Annotated in this window: 15 protein-coding genes; 6 read left to right on the top strand and 9 right to left on the bottom strand. The window is 62.0% G+C overall.

Translation table 11 applies throughout. The annotated features are described in order from the left end of the window. The first annotated feature begins 36 nt into the window (after positions 1 to 36). Together lpdA and EI293_RS03945 are read left to right on the top strand one after the other, a co-directional pair. Complete coding sequence (lpdA, locus tag EI293_RS03950) at positions 37 to 1,443, top strand: dihydrolipoyl dehydrogenase (RefSeq protein ID WP_125435836.1); 1,407 nt, start codon at positions 37 to 39, stop codon at positions 1,441 to 1,443. Positions 1,444 to 1,553: 110 nt separating this feature from the next. Then, on the top strand, positions 1,554 to 1,922 hold the full coding sequence (locus EI293_RS03945) for a hypothetical protein (protein WP_125435835.1): 369 nt from the start codon (positions 1,554 to 1,556) through the stop codon (positions 1,920 to 1,922). 85 nt (positions 1,923 to 2,007) lie between these two features. Here EI293_RS03945 and uraH read toward each other — a convergent pair whose 3' ends face one another. Further along, the gene (gene uraH / locus EI293_RS03940) at positions 2,008 to 2,424 is read right to left on the bottom strand and encodes a hydroxyisourate hydrolase (RefSeq protein WP_125435834.1); all 417 of its coding nucleotides are present in this window, start codon (positions 2,422 to 2,424) and stop codon (positions 2,008 to 2,010) included. Positions 2,425 to 2,497: 73 nt separating this feature from the next. Continuing rightward, positions 2,498 to 3,148: a phospholipid scramblase family protein gene (locus EI293_RS03935; protein WP_246010519.1), complete on the bottom strand. Its 651-nt coding sequence runs from the start codon at positions 3,146 to 3,148 to the stop codon at positions 2,498 to 2,500. A 303-nt stretch (positions 3,149 to 3,451) separates the two neighbouring features. Between EI293_RS03935 and EI293_RS03930 the strand changes: the two genes are divergently transcribed. Further along, positions 3,452 to 4,723, top strand: a complete 1,272-nt coding sequence (locus tag EI293_RS03930; protein ID WP_125435833.1) for a S41 family peptidase — start codon at positions 3,452 to 3,454, stop codon at positions 4,721 to 4,723. Between the two features lie 39 nt (positions 4,724 to 4,762). Here the strand turns inward: EI293_RS03930 and EI293_RS03925 are convergent, their stop codons facing one another. The 4 genes from EI293_RS03925 to EI293_RS03910 all read right to left on the bottom strand — a co-directional run bounded on the left by EI293_RS03925 (position 4,763) and on the right by EI293_RS03910 (position 8,807). After that, complete coding sequence (locus tag EI293_RS03925; RefSeq protein WP_125435832.1) at positions 4,763 to 5,125, bottom strand: hypothetical protein; 363 nt, start codon at positions 5,123 to 5,125, stop codon at positions 4,763 to 4,765. A 353-nt stretch (positions 5,126 to 5,478) separates the two neighbouring features. Further along, on the bottom strand, positions 5,479 to 6,237 hold the full coding sequence (locus EI293_RS03920; RefSeq protein ID WP_125435831.1) for a suppressor of fused domain protein: 759 nt from the start codon (positions 6,235 to 6,237) through the stop codon (positions 5,479 to 5,481). 117 nt (positions 6,238 to 6,354) lie between these two features. Further along, on the bottom strand, positions 6,355 to 8,031 hold the full coding sequence (locus EI293_RS03915) for a hypothetical protein (protein ID WP_125435830.1): 1,677 nt from the start codon (positions 8,029 to 8,031) through the stop codon (positions 6,355 to 6,357). Positions 8,032 to 8,339: 308 nt separating this feature from the next. Beyond that, entirely contained in the window at positions 8,340 to 8,807 is a 468-nt protein-coding gene (locus tag EI293_RS03910; RefSeq protein ID WP_125435829.1) for a cold-shock protein, read from the bottom strand. Between the two features lie 471 nt (positions 8,808 to 9,278). On the opposite strand from EI293_RS03910, the gene EI293_RS03905 reads away from it, so the two are divergent. Further along, positions 9,279 to 10,415 (top strand): putative sensor domain DACNV-containing protein, encoded by a 1,137-nt coding sequence (locus EI293_RS03905; RefSeq protein WP_125435828.1) that lies wholly within the window; start codon positions 9,279 to 9,281, stop codon positions 10,413 to 10,415. A gap of 70 nt (positions 10,416 to 10,485) precedes the next feature. Here the strand turns inward: EI293_RS03905 and EI293_RS03900 are convergent, their stop codons facing one another. The 3 genes from EI293_RS03900 to EI293_RS03890 all read right to left on the bottom strand — a co-directional run bounded on the left by EI293_RS03900 (position 10,486) and on the right by EI293_RS03890 (position 14,425). Beyond that, positions 10,486 to 11,982, bottom strand: a complete 1,497-nt coding sequence (locus EI293_RS03900; RefSeq protein ID WP_125435827.1) for a TPM domain-containing protein — start codon at positions 11,980 to 11,982, stop codon at positions 10,486 to 10,488. Between the two features lie 72 nt (positions 11,983 to 12,054). Continuing rightward, a complete protein-coding gene (locus tag EI293_RS03895; protein WP_125435826.1) occupies positions 12,055 to 12,675 on the bottom strand; it encodes a pseudouridine synthase in 621 nt (206 codons plus the stop codon). 310 nt (positions 12,676 to 12,985) lie between these two features. Continuing rightward, positions 12,986 to 14,425, bottom strand: coding sequence for a WGR domain-containing protein (locus EI293_RS03890; RefSeq protein ID WP_125435825.1), 1,440 nt, complete (start codon positions 14,423 to 14,425; stop codon positions 12,986 to 12,988). A 273-nt stretch (positions 14,426 to 14,698) separates the two neighbouring features. Between EI293_RS03890 and EI293_RS03885 the strand changes: the two genes are divergently transcribed. Both EI293_RS03885 and EI293_RS03880 read left to right on the top strand, forming a co-directional pair. Further along, on the top strand, positions 14,699 to 16,447 hold the full coding sequence (locus EI293_RS03885) for a T9SS type A sorting domain-containing protein (RefSeq protein WP_125435824.1): 1,749 nt from the start codon (positions 14,699 to 14,701) through the stop codon (positions 16,445 to 16,447). 51 nt (positions 16,448 to 16,498) lie between these two features. Then, positions 16,499 to 19,099, top strand: coding sequence for a pectinesterase family protein (locus tag EI293_RS03880; protein WP_125435823.1), 2,601 nt, complete (start codon positions 16,499 to 16,501; stop codon positions 19,097 to 19,099). Positions 19,100 to 19,122 lie beyond the last annotated feature (23 nt).

Raw genomic sequence — 19,122 nt, 5'->3', positions numbered from 1 at the left:
TCGCGCTTAGTTGATTCTCACCGAATTTACCCTAGCATGAACCAATACGACGTTACCGTTATCGGCTCCGGCCCCGGCGGTTATGTGGCGGCCATCCGCTGCTCCCAGTTAGGCCTCAAAACGGCCCTCATCGAGAAGTACGACACCCTGGGCGGCACCTGCCTCAACGTGGGCTGCATCCCCAGCAAGGCCCTGCTCGACAGCACCGAGCACTACCACAACGCGGCCCACACCTTCAAGGAGCACGGCATTGAGCTGAGCGACCTGCAGATCAACATGAACCAGCTCATCGACCGTAAAAACGGTGTTGTGAAGGCCAATACCGATGGGATTCAGTTCCTGATGAAGAAAAACAAAATCGACGTCATCCACGGCGTCGGTTCGTTTGTCGATAAGAACCACATCAGCATTGCGCCCACCGGCGGCGGCGAGGCCCAGCAGATTGAGACGAAGAACGTCATCATTGCCACCGGCTCCAAGCCCACCGTGCTGCCCTTCATCGGCCAGGACAAGGAGCGCATCATCACCAGCACCGAGGCCCTGAACATCCGCGAAGTGCCCAAGCACATGATTGTGATTGGCGGCGGCGTTATCGGGCTGGAAATGGCCTCCGTGTACGCCCGCCTCGGCGCGAAAGTATCGGTGGTGGAGTTCCTGGATTCGCTGGTTCCCACCATGGACCGCGGCCTGGGCAAGGAACTCAAGCGCGTGCTGGGCAAAATCGGCATCGAGTTTTTCCTGAGCCACAAGGTAACCGGCGCCACCCGCGAGGGTGATGCCGTGACCGTAACCGCAACCAACCCCAAGGGCGAGGAAGTGAAGTTTGAGGGCGACTACTGCTTGGTGGCCGTGGGCCGCTCGCCCTTCACGGCGGGCCTCAACTTGGAAGCCGCCGGCGTGCAGATGGAAGAGCGCGGCCGCATCAAGGTCGATGAGCACCTGCAAACCTCCGTGCCCGGCATCTACGCCATCGGCGACGTGATTCGGGGTGCCATGCTGGCCCACAAGGCCGAGGAAGAAGGCGTGTTCGTGGCCGAAACCATTGCCGGCCAGAAGCCGCACATCAACTACCTGCTCATCCCCGGCGTGGTGTACACCTGGCCCGAAGTGGCCGCCGTGGGCTACACCGAGGAGCAGCTCAAGGAGCAGGGCAAGGCCTACAAAACCGGCTCGTTCCCGTTCCGCGCCTCGGGCCGCGCCCGCGCCTCCATGGACCTCGACGGCTTCGTGAAAGTGCTGGCCGACAAGGAAACCGACGAAATCCTGGGCGTCCACATGATTGGCCCCCGCATCGCCGACCTCATTGCCGAAGCCGTAACGGCCATGGAGTTCCGCGCCTCCGCCGAGGACGTGGCCCGCATGAGCCACGCCCACCCCACCTACGCCGAAGCCATGAAAGAAGCCTGCCTCGCCGCTACCGAGAACCGCGCGATTCATATGTAGAAGGGCGTATAACGCTGTAACCTGAAAATGGCTGTTGGTCCTTCCCGGATTAACAGCCATTTTTATTGGCGCGAATCCAAGGTTGATTCGGCTTAACTCTTTCAGCAGTTATGGCAGCCCCGATAGTACAGGAATTTACGTTTGCGCGTCAGGCACCTGCTATAGATGAAGTAGTCAACGACTTGATAACAGTATCAGGACTGCTCATTGAATTTGATACCCATCCTGGAGGCAGCGAGGGTTCTACCATGTGGCAGATTAGGGCACTGTCTGTACCAATGAAGTTGGTAATTGTATCTACAGACAAGGATGTGCCAGCTTACATCATCGGGTATGATCCTTTCAGCAAACGGGCGCCCTATCTCGCTGGTACACTTCAATGGGTGTTTTCCCAAAAAGGTGGCTTTTGCGAAGGGGAAATGCCTGAGTGGGCTGGCTTGCGTTGGACGGATGTCCGGAAAACCTGGAATTTGGGTTAATGCCAAAATTTTGACGGAAAATAAATCGGCGGCAGCTCCCGGGAGCTGCCGCCGATTTTGCGTTACAGATACAACCGGCCGGGCCTCAGCTGCCGCGGTAGGTGGAGTAGCCGTAGGGCGAAAGGGTGATGGGTACGTGGTAGTGCGCGCCATCCTTAATCTCGAATACCACCTCAATGAAGGGGTAGAACGACTGTTGCTTCTTGCTCTCGAAATAGGGCTGGGTGAGGAAGGTGAGCCTGTAGGTGCCGGGCGTGCCGGCGGCACTGGCTGAAGGCAGAAAATCGGGGATGCGGCCGGCGGCGTCGGTTTTCTTCTCGGCCACGGTGGTCCAGGTTTTCTGGGCGGCGTTGTAGCGGTGCAACGTCACCGTGACGCCGGGGGCCGGCTGGCCGGTGCTGATGTCGAGAATGTGGGTGCTGAGCTGGTTTTTATTCGGTGTGGCTTGGGCCAGACCCAGCAGGGGCAACAGACTCAGCAAGCAAATGAGGAGGGTTTTCATGGATTGGAAAAGGTGAGAAAGAAAGTGATGCAAGCTCCGCACGATGCGCCGGGTATGTGCCTGGTTGCATATCCTAACCCGGCGTGTAGGTGAAATCCTGGTTGAGGGTGCCGGTGGCCTGGCTGCAGGTTTCCTTGTAGAGCGTGTCGATGGCTAGGCCGGCGGCCAGCAGCAGGGCGGCAGTGGCGGGCTGCTGAGTGCCCCGGTCGGAGAGGGAAATCAGGTAGTTGTCGGCGGTGGTGAACAGCTCCCGGCCCACGCCGGCCCACTTCTTGGTCACCAGCCCCAACTCCTGGCCGGCCGCATTCAGAAAGCGGAAGTCCCAGCCAATCCAGTTGCCTTTGATGTCGGCCACCCGCACACCGTGGGCGTTATACACGTGAAATCCGCCACCCAGGGTCAGAATCTTGCTTTCGAAGTACCCAAGCAGCTCGTTTTCGCTGCCGAATACCTCAATGCGGGAGCGAAAAAAGCGCCAGCCCCGCTTCAGGCGCAGCAGTACGACGTTGTCGGAAAGGCGTCGCACCACTACCGTGGTGGGCATGCGGTGTTTTTGCAGCAGCAAGCGGGTCCAGTTAATCCAGGCCGGGTTTTCCTCGGTGGCGTAGCCCAGATGTTCCTGTGTTTCGGCGTCGAGGATGTCGAAGGTGTCCTTGAGCTTCAGGAAGCCAATGTGTTCCCGAATGAAGTACGCATGGCGGTTAAGCAACTGGGAAGAATCCATACAGTTGGTTGAATGGTACGGAGTCTTTTACGGGCTGGTGCAGGCTGAGGATATTTTAAGAGAGAATACCAGCCGCGAAAAATTCCTTCTCAGCCTTTTCCCGCTCCAAAAAGGGAGGGCCAGACGGCTACTACAGCTCCCGAAGCCTCAGCCGCTGGTGTAGGCGAGAAAGAACCAACGGTAGAAACGCATATTTGCGTCTCCGCCTTAGCTTAGCGTTGCTGGTAGGTAGCATTCGGCAACGGGCTGCCACTATACTTCTTTGCATATCCCTAGCTCAAACAGCCACTGGCGTCTATTTCTATGACTAGACTAGTCCGTTTCATGTGCTGGCTGCTGTTGCTGTTGCTGCCCGGCGCGCTATGTGCGCAGGCCACGCTCACGCCTACCCTTACCCCCGCGCAGTGCTGGCAGGATTTCGATTACTTCTGGACCACCATCAACGAGAACTATTGCTACTTTGATAAAAAGCAGACCGACTGGGCCCGGGTGCGGGAGCTGTACGGTGCCCAGGTGGCTGGTGTGAGCACCCGGGCGCAGTTTGTGCGGCTGCTGGAAAACGCCCTCAACGAGCTCTACGACAATCACGCCGGCCTATCCACCAACCTGCCCGATTCCCGCCGCCTGGTTCCCACTGGCACCGATGTGTGGGCGCAGTTCGAGCAGGGAAAACCCGTGGTGGTAGCCGTGCGTCCGGGCTTCGGGGCTGAGCGGGTAGGGCTGCGGCCGGGCATGGAAATAGTGCGCATCAACGAGGTGCCCGTGGCCCAGGCTCTGCTGCCCCTGCTGGGTCGCAGCCTGAAAACCGTGGATGATGCCGCCCGTACCCTGGCCCTGAATCTGGCCCTGGCCGGTGACCACCGCACTCCGCGCCAGCTTACCGTGCGCGCCCAGGGCCGGCTGCGGCAACTGTATCCGGATGCGCCCACCGCCCAGCTGGAGCATATACAGTACGCGGGGCTGCTGGAAAGCCGGCAGCTAGGCACCGTAGGCTACATCCGCATCAACAACAGCCTGGGCAATAACCGCCTCATTGCCGCCTTCGACAGTACGCTCGACGCGCTGGCGGGCACCACCGGCCTCATCCTGGATTTGCGCGATACACCCAGCGGCGGCAACACCACCGTGGCCCGCGCCATCATGGGCCGCTTTATCACGCAGGAGCAGCCTTACCAGCGCCACGAGTTTCCGGCCGAGGAACGGCAGTTCGGCATCCGGCGCAGCACCTTGGAAATCGTTTCACCCCGCCCCCGGCCGTACACGCGGCCCTTAGTGGTATTGGTAGGCCCCTGGACGAGCAGCATGGGTGAAGGCATCACCATCGGGTTCGATGCGTTGGGGCGCGCTACCATTATGGGCACTGAAATGGCCCGTCTCAACGGGGCCATCAACTCATTTCGGCTGCCTAATTCCACTTTCGGCTTCAACATCCCCACCGAGCGGCTCTACCACGTAAACGGGCAGCCACGGGAAAACTTCGTGCCCACTGAACGTATTGCGCCAGACACCCAGGGTACTACCGATACAGCACTGGCAAGCTCACTGCAACGGTTACAAGCGCCGGCCCGCCGATGACGGCACCAGGTGAGAAAGCTGCTTCTGCGCTAACAGAGGTTACCATTCCCGCCATTCCGACGCCAGCCCTTCGCCGTCGCTGTATTTCTCGGGCTGCAGGCCGCAAGCAAGCGTGATGGTGTTGGTCAGTTCGCACAGCTGTTCCCGTTCGCCGGTTTCTATCATGTCTTCCGGAAGCTCATTCGTCGCCTCAATGGCCTTCTGGAATAAGGCGACTTTCTGTTTCTCGGAGGCCTGCTCACCACCCGCTATGAGGTCGGTAATGAGGGTATCGAAGATGTGCTGGGCCGCGTCGCAGTTCTCCTGTGTATACTGCTCTAGGCCATCGTGGTAGGAGGCGCGCCAGGCAGCGAACGGATAAGCGTTTTTAATGGCGTTCAGGTTTTCGGCGTAGGTAGGCATGTGTGCAGGAAGTGACTTGGGCAGTGAAGGGCGATTATCCGGGCCCGGAAGATTTGCAGAGGCAGTAGAGTCGTCTTGCGGCGAGCAGGCGCCAATGCAAAGCAGCAATAATAGAAATGGTAGTTTCATAGGTTGTTAAATTCATTCCGTCCCTCGCCCTCGCTCGGCTGTGCCCTACGCCCCAGCAGCTATGCTGCGCGCGTCTGCTAACTCTGCGCCGGTAGCGTGGACGGATTCGGGGCATAGCCCTTTAGGCGTAAGGCTCACTCGGCACAGCCGAGCGAGGGCGCGGGTACGTGGCGGCAACCCTCAGGAGCTGCCGTCGCTTTTTCATTATTGGAGCGCGTGGCCAGCTACCATAAACCCAAGAAACCTTTCTTCTTGGCCACGTTGGGACGGGCTACGTCTATCACGTCGGAAATACCGACTTCATCGAACTTGTCGAGCAACGCATCGACGCCCTTCTTCATTTTTAGCTCCATCTCTTCCTTGTAAATGGGGTACAAGCAGTAGAAGTGGATGGTTTTTTCGTCTGTCACGCGCAGTTCCCGGAACTCCTCCGGTAAGCTGATAGAAGGCAGTAGCAGCATGCATCCCAGCTTCGTGTCAGCGGCGTAAGGCTCGGCTTGTTCCCCGTTCGGGATGGTGTGGCCGGACCCCAGCCACGTGTGGTATTCGTGCGGAAAACGGGCAATAAACTTCATCCAGCCAATGGGCCAGTACGCTTCGTCCGTTGGGGTAGAGTCTGCCTGCCCAACATCTGACAGAGGCCAGGTACTGGGAAGGAGAATGCACAGTTCCGCGTACGCGGAGCTTTCTGCATCAGCGGGCACAGTCATAGGCAAGTCGCTCATGCCGGACGTAACCAAGGTGTAAAAGGGAAAATCCTTGGTAGGAGCCACGATATGCACGTCGAGGTGCACTTTGTCTGAGATAAGCTCGTGGAATACCCCGGTAACAGGGCCAATGTGCTGTTCGATGTGCCTCGAAATAGCCTCAATTGATTGATCGTCGCCGGATGCTAGGCTGAACGGCTCAGGTTCTACATTTTCATAGCGGTAAATGGGTGCCCCAGAAGACGAATTCTCTGGTTCGATTTCCTGCTCTGACATAGTGGGTAGCGTAAAGTGAAAAGAGAAGAAAGGAAAGCACGTTGCCCGGTTGCTGGTAGCAAGATGCCCGGGAAGGGTAATCAAATGCGTTGGAATGCAAAAAAGGAGGGCGGTCAATCAGGTCTTCTGCACCAGCTTAAACCCATCCTTCGTCACCTGGTACTGCTGGCCCTGGATGGTGATGGTTTCGCCTTCCAGCAGCTTGCTCAGGTCCATGATGTCGCCCTCGATGGTGTGGAGGCTGAAGCCGTGCTTACGGGCCAGGGCGAGGTACTTGGGGTTGATGTAGTCGCGCACGCCGCAGAGAATGATGCGGACGTGGGCGGTGGTGTTTTTGAGGAGTTTGGCGTCGCGAGGGAAGGTGTAGTTGTCGGCTATCAGGATGAGCTCGGCCGAGTCGGGGGCGGCGGCCAGCTTTTGGGCGTAGAGCAGGGCTTCGGCGTCGTTTTCGGGCGCGTCGCCGCCGCCGCCGGCTTTCATGGTTTCGATGAGCTTGTTCTTGATGGCCTCGTAGCTGTCGGTTTTCACGTGGTAGAGGCCGCCGGTTTTGCCCGCGCGCTTGTCTTTGTCAGGCTGGTCGTTGCCGTCGTTGAAGAACACGAAGGTTTTCTCGTCTTCGAGGGCGCTGAGCTGCAGCCAGGCCAGCAGATCGTAGGTGTAGGGGAACATGCTGCCCGTCACGTCGGTCACCACCACTTCCTTGCTCCACTCGGGGTGGCGCTGCAGTACGCGGCTGACCACGTTAGCATCGGCGGGTAGGGGCATTTCCTCAGTGTCGGCGGTATCGGCGGCGGCCAGCAGCTCGCCTTTCTTGGTGATGCGAGCCTCGCAGTAGTCGTTTTTATGCTGCTTGTTCTTCTTTTTCAGAAACACCCGGTACAGCCGGGCCGCCGAATCGGGCAGGGCGAAGCTGGTGAAGCCCATATCGGCCTCGCCCAGCAGCTGCAGTGGCCCAATAGGTAGCCGGATGGCCCCTTTGGCAATGAACGGAAACATCTTCCGGTCGATGGGGAAGCCGGAGGTGAAGGCTACGCTTTTGCGGATGGCCTCTTCCAGCTCCGCCACGCACACGGGCCGGGCGGTGGGTAGCACCTTCACCGTCCGGATGGTGCCGCGGGCATCCACCGTCAGCTGAAACTTCACCAGCTGCGCTTCACGCTCAGGGCATTTGTAGAGGCGGCGCAGGCTGCGGGCCATCTGGCGGTTGGTGTAGCGGGAGCCGGGCAGGTTGCAGGCCACCTTTTTGCCCTGCGCTTTCTTGCTGGCTTTGGGGCGCTTCTTCTCCAACAGGCGCAGCTTGCGGGTGAGGCTGTCAAGGTCGGCGCGGCTGGTGGCGGCGGTGGCGTGCGGGGCCACGTACACCACAAACCCGTGGAAAAACGGCTGGCACTCACTGGGGCTGTTGCAGCCCGTCTGCTCCACCAGCGTCCACGTCACCGACTCGTCCTGCAGCAGCCCCGGCACGGCGGCGGCCAGGTTTCGGATGCGGCTGAGGTTGAGTTGGCGCTGGTTGAAGGTGGGGTTGAGCCGGAAGGCCGTGTATACCAAATCAATGCGCACAATGTGGCGGTCCTGCAACCGCAAGGCCTTCAGCTCGGCCCCCGAAAATGTGGACGGTAGCTGCAGGGCCTGCAGATCGGGCAAGGGCTGGTAGCGGGCCGTGCGGTAGGCGTTCAGCTGGTCGTAGAAAGCGGTCAGCTCCGGATCGGGCGGGACCGTCTGGGCCGTGGCAATGCCGGAGAGCAAGAGAAACAGGAGGCCACAAAGGGAAGCCCGAAGAAGTACGGAACGCATAGAATAAAACAATAAACTCAATGGAGCGCAAAATACGGGTTTACCGGAAAGTGCCCCCCTCGCACTAGTCGCTATTCCCTGCGCTTCTATTCGTAGAGCAGCCTCACAATGCCACCACCAAATTCAGGGAACTGATCTGGGCTACATCCCGCCCTGGGTTATCAAAATTAAAGTTGCCAATGACTAGCATATCGGTGGACCTGGGCTGGGCACAGCTACTTATTCTCAACAGGCACCCGCCCACAAAAAAACGCCAGCTACTGCGAGAGTAGCTGGCGTTTTTGAGCTTGAGAAATGCTGCTGCGAGGCTATACGGCCACGGCCAGCTTTACGCCTACGGCGCTAGGACCTTTCTGGCCCATTTCCACCTCAAAGGTCACTTTGTCGTTTTCCTTGAGCGGAGCCGAAGTCTGCACTTGGTTGACGTGTACGAACACGCTTTCCCCGGTTATCTGGTCCTTGATAAAGCCGTAGCCCTTCGATTCGTTGAAGAACGTAACGGTGCCTTTGCGGATGGGGTCTTCCTGCTCCATGTCCTCCTGACGGATGGCACCGATGCGGATATCCTCCACCGCAATGTCTTTCTTCTTCTTCGGATCGGGCGGAGTAGAGGAGATGTTGCCATTCTCATCCACGTAGGCGAGCATCTCGTCGAGGCCCTGGCCTTTCTTGGCGTTGGCCTGGCGCTCTTCCTTCTTCTCTTCCTTGTCCTGGCGTTTTTTCAGCCGTTTCTTTTCGTTTTCCCTCTTGCCGAAGGTGGCTTGTGATCTACCCATGCGTAGTGTTAAGTCTTATGGTATCGGCCGCTTTGCCAAGCGAGGCCTCAAAGTGTAAAGCAATGTATCTATGCAGTACAATCCGGAACCTAGTAAAGTTCCTATATAAGGAGCTTTGCAGGTGCCGGCCCGGCAAGCGCCCCGCAATGACCCGTCGTTCCGGAAATGGAAAGACGGTGAGCCTGGCAGGAAACGCTTGAGAAGCCGGCTGGAAACATGAGCGCCGCTGCTGCCGCCGACGGAAAACGGGGGCTGCGGGTGCATGGTGTAGCTGCGAGGTAAAGTTACCCTTTAATTCCTGCAATTCAGCATAAACTCCCGGCAACCCGCCCAGGTTGGTGCGGACAGCGGTATTTACCGGCTGGCGCGGGCCATTTTGCCGACGAGCAGGTTATAAGGATCTTCCTGGGAGCAATACTCAGGAAGATCCTTTGTTGTCGTCTGCTGCCTAAAAGGCCCGTACTTGCCCGTATGCTTTCCGAACCAACCTACCTGGCCGCGCGCATGGTAGCGCCCATGATTGAAGCGCACTTTGCCCGACACCGCGCCGCCGCGTTGCCCGAACACGTTAGCCAACTTGCTCCTGCTCCGGTTGCCAGTCTGGTTGAAGTCGTTATTGATGCCGCCTTCTGGGCCAGTTTGCGCCGGGAGGAAGGCCATCCGCCCCGCATTTCGCTGGCCCTGCTGGAGCCCGCTCAGGCCGAGCAGCCAGTGGTATTCGGGCACCGCCGCCGCCTGATGCCCTACAACCTGCTGAAGCTGGCGCCGGCCGTGGAGCAGCCGGGTATTCATCTGGGGGTGTGGTTTGATGAGCAGGGGCTGTACGTATGGGGAACGGCCACTGGTATTCCGCCGCTGTGCTTTGTGCTGGAAGTGGTGGAGCCCGGCCTGCTGGTAGCCAAACACCGCCGGGCCGATGGGTTTGGCAAATTTGTAAACGTGGCCATTCTGCGCGGCGACCAACTGCAGCTGGTGGATGCCGAAAACCTGGCTGTGTCCGACTGCTCGGCGTTACAGGCGTTTCTGCCGGGCCGGGGGCTGCCCGCTGCCACCACCGGCGAAACCGACAACGTACTGGTGGAGCTGGCTGCTGCCATGCGGGCCCACGGCCGGGGCGGGCTGGTGCTGGTGGTGCCGCCCGATTCGGAGGCGTGGCAGGCGTCCATCGTGCAGCCCATGACGTACCCCGTGCAGCCCGCCTACACCGGCATTGCCGAGGTGCGGCAGCACGCCCAGGCCCGGTGGCAGTGGCAGGAGGAAATTCAGCGGGCCATTGGGCTGGTGGGCGGCTTTACGGCCGTGGATGGGGCCACCGTCATCAACCGCGACTATCACCTGCTGGCCTTCGGGGCCAAGGTGGCCCGGGCCGAAACCAGCGTGCCCGTAGACCGCATGGTGGTAACCGAACCGGTGGTGGACAGCACGGCCCGCTATTTACATCCGGCTCAGAACGGCGGCACGCGCCACCTGGCCGCCGCCCAATTCGTGCACGACCAGCGCGACTCCCTGGCCCTGGTAGCTTCCCAGGATGGCTTTTTCACCGTCTTCGCCTGGTCAGAAACCCTGCAGATGGTTCACGCCCACCGTATTGATGTGCTGTTGCTATGAGTGGTTGAATGGGTGGATTGTTGAATAGGTGGACGGTTGGATGGGACTGTCCACCTATTCAACCATTCACTCACCAACTGCTGCCGGCCCCGCCGCCGCCGGAGGAGCCGCCGCTGCTGCTGGAGCTGGAACTGCTGGACGACGACGAGCCGGAACTACTGGATGAGCTGCCGGAGGAGGTGGAAATACGGGCAATAGTGTACTTCTCCTTCTGCTCATGGTTGCAGAAATAGCAGCGGTGAATATGCCAGCCCCAACCCTCCGAAGACGTAGTGGCGGAGCGCATCACCCGGTCAGGCTGGGGCTGAAAGGTGTGGTGGTGGCACTCGGGGCAGGACAGTACGTCGGTGCTGAGATTCTGGTAGTTGAGCGTGAAGGTGTGCTGACACTGGAGGCACTGCCACACGTCATAGTCCACGGCTTTTACGTGTTCCTCGGCTACCTGATGCAGTTCCAGCTGCTCGTCATCGGCCTGTTCATCGAGGCGGCGCATGGCGGCGGCGCAGGTAGGGCAGGCGTACGGGGCTTCGCGCAGCTCGCGGAGCCGCTGGCGGTAGCGGGGCCAGTAGAAGGCCAGCCCCAGCGGAAACAGCCAGGCCGTGAAGCCCAGATTATGGTGGGCCTTAGCCAGAAAAACGTACTGCTTGTGCCGGGTTCTGGCGGCATATTTAGTGCGCAGCTGCCGATTGACGCGCCACAGATACGCATGGGCATATAGCAGCGGCAATCCGTAGCAGATCAGAATAACCACACCCGCCGCCACTGCGCCATCTGACAGGACGGCTGCTCCAAACACTACCACCGGCAACGCAATGGCCAAGCCCAATAACACCCGGTAGCGGCTGCCACTGGAGGTGGTGGTAAACCACAGGCCCAGATACAGCGGGATAGATAAGATGCCAAATCCGATAATGGCTCCCCAGTACCATGCCGATTCACCAGTGGCCGCTGGACCTTCGCTCAGACTCTGGCCTGTTTCCGGTGAAATGCCGGAATAGGTGTCGTCGAAGGCCTGGGCAGTGGAATCAGCCGGGAGGACGAAAGAGCCGCTGCTGAGCTGGCGGATGAGGGCGGCCACGCCCTGACGCACGGCTTCATCGTAACGCTCCTCGCGCAGCAGGGGCACCATGTACTGCTGCTGAATGCGGAAGCAGGTTACGTCGGGCAGGTCGGCTTCGAGGCCGTAGCCGGTTTCCATTTCTACCCGCCTTTGGTCGAGCACCAGCAGTAGGAGCAAGCCGTTGTTCTGGTCCTTGTCGCCAATTTTCCAGCGGTTGAATAGGGCCGTGACGGCGGTTTTAGGGACTTCCTCACCGATGCTGCGCACCGCTACCACGTCAATATGCGCCCGGCCGCTTTGGTCGAGAGCCTGCAGAGTAGCGTTCAGGTCCTGCTCGGTGGCGGGGGCCAGCAGGCTGTCGGGGTTGCTGACGTACGCTTCGCCGAGGGTCTTGGGGTCGGGAATGCGGGTGAGGTAATCGGCGGCGGGCGGGGCCTCGGGGGCGGAGCAAGCAGCAAGTAACAGAAGGCCGCAGGTCAGCCAGAGCAACAGGAGGCGGAGGGGCATAGGTGCAGGAAAGGGTTGGCTGCGACGAATGTAGCAGCTCCGCCGGGTTTTTAGTGGCTGCCGCCGCGGGGCCTATTCGCCCGCGTCCGTCCCGGACTCGGCCGCTTCGTCGGGAGCTGTCAGCTCGGGTACCTCCCGTACTTCTCCAGGCTGCATATCGGTCAGCCAGATGCTGCCCACACGCACCCGCACCAGCCGCAAGGTAGGGTAGCCCGCGGCGGCTGTCATTTTGCGTACCTGCCGGAACTTGCCCTCCGTCACGATGATGCTCACCCAGCTGGTGGGGCCGTGCCGCTCGTCGCGAATTTTCTGGCCCCGGGCCGGCAGGTTCGGGTCGGCGTCGAGGCGGCGCACCCGGGCCGGCAGCGTCTGGTACAGCACGCTGCGGTGCGCAATTTCGATGCCCTCCTGGAGCTGGATAATGGCCTCGTCGGTGGGCAGGCCGTCTACCTGGGCGTAGTACTCTTTCTCCACATCCTTGCGGCGGATTCGCTCACTTACCCGGCCGTCGGTGGTGAGCAGCAGCAGGCCTTCACTGTGCTCATCGAGGCGGCCCACGGCCATGGTTTCGGCCGGGAAATCGTGCAAATCACCCAGGAACTTCTTTTTGCGGGCCTCCCGGGCGTTGTTGCTCATGAACTGGCTGAGGTAGCCGTAGGGTTTGTACAGTAGAAAGTGGCGGTGCTCGGTCATAGGCGCGCAAAGGTACGGGTGCCGTGCGCTGGTAGCTGCAGTTCGGTACAACGCAATAGAACGGTCATGCTGAGCATGTGGCGTACCAAGCCAGGGACCGAAGCATCTCTGCCGCTGACTATCCTTATTGAACGATGTAGCGGGAGACGCGACACTTCGCGTCTCCCGCCAGAACGAATCGGCCGCCCCAACGTCAGTAACGGGGAGACGCGAAGTGTCGCGTCTCTACAATCGACTAACGAAGCAGTGGAGATGCTTCGGCAAGCTCAGCATGACTGTTCTGTGATACTGTACGCTTTAGCTCCGCTTGCTACCGTCCGGCGTTGAGGGCGTAGATGTTGCCCAGAACGCGGTAGAAGTGGCCGTGGGCGGCGGGTTCCAGCTGCTCGGCGAGGTAGCGCTGGCCTTCCCGGCGCAGGTTTTTGGGGAACTGCACGTTCCAGTCGGCGTGGTAGCCGGTGGTTTCCACCTTCACGCGCAGCTTGCCGCTTTCCTTCACGCAGCGCAACACTACGCCCTGAGCCGCGGCGGGGGCGGCTTCCAGCACGTCGCTCTGCACCACGGCCACGGCCTCGGTGGGGGCTTTGATGCTGCGGGCGGCCTGCACCACGCCCTGCTGGGCCTGGGCAATGGCGGCCTCGCTCACGTCGAGGCAGGCCAGGGAGCCATCGGTAGTGACGAGGTAAAGGCGCTCCTGGAAATACTGCATGGAGCAGGCCGAGCCGCAGCCGGTGGCCAGCTTCCAGAGGCGCTGCCCGCTCTCATCGAAGCAGTACACCGAGGAGCTGTTGTCGCCGGCAAACACGTGGCGGCCGCCGGGCGAGGTGGCGCAGGAAAACACGGCGCTGTCGGCCTGGAAGGTTTGCACCGGCTGGCCTTCGCGGGTGAATTTGTGGACTTTGCCCCGGGCCGTGCCGGCGTACACGTGGTCGGCATCGAGCCAGCCGAAGAGCACCTCGGCGGTGGGTTGCTGCCACACCCGCGTGCCCTGCTCCCAGCCGTAGTAGCAGCTCACGCCGGCACTGTCGCCGTAGAAGATGCGGCCGGCGGCGTCGCAGCGGGCCATCCAGGCCTGGCTGCCGGCGGTTTTCACGGCCCACTGTTCCTCGTCCTCGTAGTTGACGGTAGTGAGGTTGCCGCCCGCGTCGGACACGGCCAGCAGGCCGTTGCGGATGTCGAGCCAGTAGATGTCGATGGCGGGGTTGATTTCGTAGGCCAGGCGTGGGGTCTTGCCGGCCAGGTCGTACACGTTGCCGTCGTCGCAGCCCACGTACACCCACGAGCCATCCGATACGATGCACTTCACGCCTTCGCTGAGCTGGTACTGGAGCTGCACCTCGGCCTCGTGGCTGAGCTTGAACACGCGGCCTTCCTGGTTGCCAATCCAGCAGCCTTTTTCATCCACGAAAATCCCGAAGGCAATGGAACTGGTGCGGAAGCGCCACAGCACCGGGGCCGTATTCTTGGAGGTGGATGGCCGGCTTTCGATGACGCGGCGGGTGATGGTGCGCTTCTGGCGCACGCCCTTGGTGGCTTCCTCGTAGCCTTTACGCTTCTTCTCGGCTACTTTTTTGAGGGCGAGCTTGGTGGCGGCTTCCTCGGAGGCGCACACCTGGCTGGTGCTGGTGCCGGCCGTGCCGATGCGCCCGTAGCTGAGCGTGAGCAGGGTGCCATCCACCACGGCTTCGTAGAACTTGTGGGAGCTGCCGGAGGCTTCTTCTTCGGAGAATTCGAGGTAATACGTTTGCATTCAGCGGAAGGAAAGAAAGGAGAGAACAGGAGCGGAGCTGCCCGCCAGTAGCGGCCAGACCGTGCGAATATAGAAATCCGGCGGAATTTGTCGACCAGCCGTCGGGCCGGGCGCGGGCCGGCAACGTTGCCGGCAACGTTTGCGCAAATAAACTGCTCCGCGCGACGCTGGATAGGCGCTGTAAGTCAGTAGAATACAAGCCTGAACGCGCTTTTGCCGGTTCGTCGGCCCGTGGGCCGGCGCCGGTTTCTACCCAATTCCCACCTTTCCTGTATGCTACTACCTCTACCCCAGCGTTGGCCGGGGCATTCTGCGTTGCGGGCCCTGCTGGCGGCCGGCCTGCTTGTGGCGGCCGTACTACCGGCCCTGGCCCAGCTGCCCACGTTTCCGGGGGCCGAAGGGGCCGGCCGCTTCACCAGCGGTGGCCGGGGCACGCCTACCACGGCCACCACGGTGTTCGAAGTCACCAACCTCAACGACGACCTCAACCCCGGCAGCCTGCGCTACGCCCTCACCCAGCCCGCTACCTACCGCACGGTGGTGTTCCGGGTGTCGGGCACCATTCATCTGCTCACGCCTCTGAAGGTGCAGCAGCCCAACACCACCCTGGCGGGCCAGACGGCCCCCGGCGACGGAATCTGCCTGGCCGACCAGCCGTTTTCGGTGGCGGCTGACAACGTGGTGGTGCGCTTTCTGCGCTTCCGGCTGGGCGACAAGTTCCAGAACCTGGGCATGGTGAACGGCAGCGGCGACGGGGATGCCTTCAACGGCGTGGGCCGCCGCAAGCTGATGATTGACCACTGCTCCATGAGCTGGTCGGCGGATGAAGCCTGCTCCCTGTACGCCGGCGACAGTATCACGCTGCAGTGGAATCTCATCAGCGAGCCGCTGGACTACTCCTACCACTTCGAAACCGGGGATACCGACTTCGAGCGGCACGCCTACGGGGGCATCTGGGGCGGGCGGCATGCCTCGTTTCACCACAACCTGCTGGCCCACTGCCGGGGCCGGCTGCCGCGGTTTGATGGCAGCCGCAACCTCTCGCCCAACACGCCCGGCCAGGAAAACGCCGAGTTCGTGAACAACGTGCTTTATAACTGGGCCAGCTACACCACCAACGGGGGCGAGGGCGGCAACTATAACATCATCGGCAACTACTACAAGGCCGGGCCTTCCACGGCCACAGGCTCCTCGGTGGGCGTGCCCGTGCGCTACCAGATTATCAACCCCTACAAGAGCAGCAGCCTGCCCTACGGCCGCTACTTCCTGAGCGGGAATTACGTGGAGGGCTCGGCCAGCATTACGGCCCGCAACTGGCGTGGGGCCTCCATGAACGGCGGCGTCCAGGCCGATACCGCACAGGCGCAGGCGGCCGGACCGTTTGCCGGCCTGGTGACGGCCCAGCCCGCCCAGCAGGCCTACGAGGCGGTGCTGACCGGAGCCGGGGCCGTGCTACCCGTCCGCGACGCCCATGACCAGCGCATTGTGCAGGATGTGCGCAACCGCACCGGCAGCCTGATTGACGTGCAGGGCGGCTTCCCGCACGGCACGCCCTACGCCCAGACCACCGGGGCCTGGCCCGCGCTCAACTCCCAGCCCGCCCCGCCCGACGCCGACCACGACGGCATGCCCGACGCCTGGGAAACGGCCCGGGGTCTGAACCCCGCCAACCCCGCCGACCGCAACACCCGCACCGCCAGCGGCTACACCCAGCTCGAAAACTACCTCAACGGCCTCACCGGCGTGGTACTGGCCGCCCCGGCTGCTAAAACGTCCGGTACCGGTCTGCAGCTGTACCCCAATCCGGTGCAAACCGGGCCGTTGCGGGTGGCGCACCCGGCCGCCGGCCCCGGTGCCCGCCTGATAGTGTACAACGCGTTGGGCCAGCAGGTAGCCACCGCTCCGGTAGCGCCCAACGCCCGCGAAACTCGTCTGCCGCTGCCGCCGCTTGGGGCCGGGACCTACCTGCTGCGCTTCCTTGATGGCTCCCGGCAGCTGCTCACCCGCTTCGCGCAGGAGTAGCTGCTGCCCGCTTCCCGCTCTGCTTTCCACCAACCAAATTCCCCCATTCGTATGCCCAACACCTCTACCTATCGGTACTGGCTGGTCACCAGCTTGCTTTTGCTGCTGACCACGCTGTTCAGCGTCCGCGCCCAGACCACCACTTATAATGCCGTAGTGGCCCAGGATGGCAGCGGCAACTTTCGCACGGTGCAGGCCGCCATCAACGCCGCCCCGGATAACGGCACCACGCTCTACACCATCTTCATCAAGCAGGGCCGCTACCGCGAGAAAATTACGGTGCCCGCCACCAAGCCGTTTCTGCAGCTGGTGGGCGAAAGTGTGGCCAACACCGTGCTGACCTACAACGACGGGGCCAGCACGCCGCTGCCCGGGGGCGGCACCGTCGGCACCCAGAACTCGGCCAGCTTCACGGTGAATGCCAACGACTTCAGTGCCCTCAACCTCACGTTCGAGAATTCCTACGGCGACGGGACCCAGGCCGTGGCCGTGCTGGTGAATGCCGACCGCGCCGCCTTCCGCAACTGCCGCTTCCTGGGCAACCAGGATACGCTTTACACCAAGGGCAACGGCACGCCCCGCCACTACTTCCGCGACTGTTACGTGGATGGCAACGTGGATTTCATCTTCGGCAGCTCCATTGGCGTGTTTGACAACTGCGTGGTGTACGCCAAGTCGCGCACCACGGTGGGCAGCTCGTTTATTACGGCGGCCAACACTCCGGCGGGGCAGGCGGCGGGCTACGTGTTCCGCAAAACCCGCTTCCCGGCCAATACCGGGGCCACGCAGTACGCCCTGGGCCGGCCCTGGCAGAACTCCACCGGCAGCAGCCCGCTGGCCAACAACAAAACGGTGCTCATCAACAGCCGCCTCAGTGCCAGCATCCGGCCCGAGGGCTGGGTAACCTGGGACGCGGGTACCGATGTGAGCCTGATTACCTACGGCGAGTTCCGCAGCCGCTACTTCGGGGGCCAACTGGTGCCCGTGGCCCAGCGCGTGGCCTGGTCGAAGCAGCTAGCCGTGGCCGATACCGCCGCCTACCTCACCAGCACCCTGTTCGGTACCTGGAACCCGGCTGCCATTGCCGGCTTCGGCACCGCTACCGCCCAGCCCGCTATTGCCGTGGCCAATCTGAAAGTCGAGAAGGGAGCCACTACGTCCACCATCAGCTGGAATACCAGCTGGCCCCAGGCCCAGATTACCTACGAGCTGTTCCGCTCAGTGGACCGCGCCGCCGCCACTAAGGTGGGCGAGCTGACGGCCGCCACCGACACCACCGTGAATTTCCAGCTCACGGATGCCGTGCCGCCCTTGGGCAGTGCGTACTACTACTTTGTGCGAGCCGCCAAAACCGGCCAGACTGCGCACGTCACCGACTCGGTGCGGGTATCGAGCGTGCCTACGCTGACTGTTACAGGTAGCCTGGGCACATTTACGCAGTATGCGGGCGGGCCTTCGGCGGCGCAGTCGTACACGTTGGCGGGTGAGAACCTGACCGCGCCGGTAATCATCACGCCCCCGGCCGGCTACGAGGTATCGGCTAACGGCACTACCTGGAGCACCAGCGCCAGCCCCCTGAGCCTAGCTCCCACGGCGGGCGTGCTGGCCGCCACGCCGGTTAGCGTGCGGCTGAACGCGGCGGCGGTGGGCAGCTACGTGGGCAGCATCAGCCACGCCAGCACCGGCGCGGCGGCCGTTACGGCGGCTGTTACCGGCATCGCCACCAACCAGCAGCAGTTGGTATCGGTGGTGTTGCAGCAATGGCCTCTTACAACTTCTGCCGCCGATGACGCCGCCGTGCGCAGCGTGGCCGTTACGGCCAGCACGCCCACGCTCAAGCGTCTGTTCGTGTCCAACGGGACGACCGTGGCCACGGTGCCGGCGTATTCGGCGGCCTTCGGGCAGGCGCTGGGCGTCACCAGCAACGGCGACGGTTCCTGGGGCACGGCCTCGGGCGGACCGGGTGGTAACCTCAACCGCCGCTTCTACGAGCAGTTTACCGTGACGGCCGCCGCCGGCCAAGCCGTGCGCCTCGATTCGCTGCTGCTCACGGCGGGCTTCTACAACACCTCCAGCAACACCAAGCTGGCCGTGGTGTACTCGCGCAGCAACTTCACGGCCGACTCCGTGGACGTAACTGGCGGCACCGGGCCGGGCGGCGCGCTGGCAGCTTCCGCCAACGGCGCCTTCGCCACGCCCATTGCGCTGGCCAACCAGTTCAATGGCCTCACCAACCGCTACCACCTGGCCCTCAACGGCGGCACCGGCCTCAACCTCACGGCTGGCCAGACGCTCACGGTGCGCCTGTACTTCAGCTGCGGCAGCTCCAGCCCCGGCCGCTACTCGCTGCTCCAGAACGTAGCCGTGAAAGGCAACCGCACCACCACTACTGGCACGCTCGCGGCCCGGCAGCTCGTCCTGGCCGCCTTCCCGAATCCGACCACCGGCCAACTCACGCTCAGCCATCCGGCCGCTCCGGCCGGGGCCACGGTTTCCATTTTCGCCTTTGATGGCCGCCGGGTGGCCCGGTTCCTGAGTAAGCCCGGCACTACGGCTACGCTGCTGAACGTGGCCGGGCTGACGGCGGGCCACTACCTGGTGCGCTACGCCGCCGGCACCGAGCACGGTACTTCGGTTATCGTGAAGGAGTAACAGAAATCGGCAATAGCCAGTCA

The organism is Hymenobacter perfusus (genome assembly GCF_003944765.1).
In the GTDB taxonomy this organism is placed as follows: domain Bacteria; phylum Bacteroidota; class Bacteroidia; order Cytophagales; family Hymenobacteraceae; genus Hymenobacter; species Hymenobacter perfusus.
This window is presented reverse-complemented; position numbering and strand designations above follow the sequence as displayed.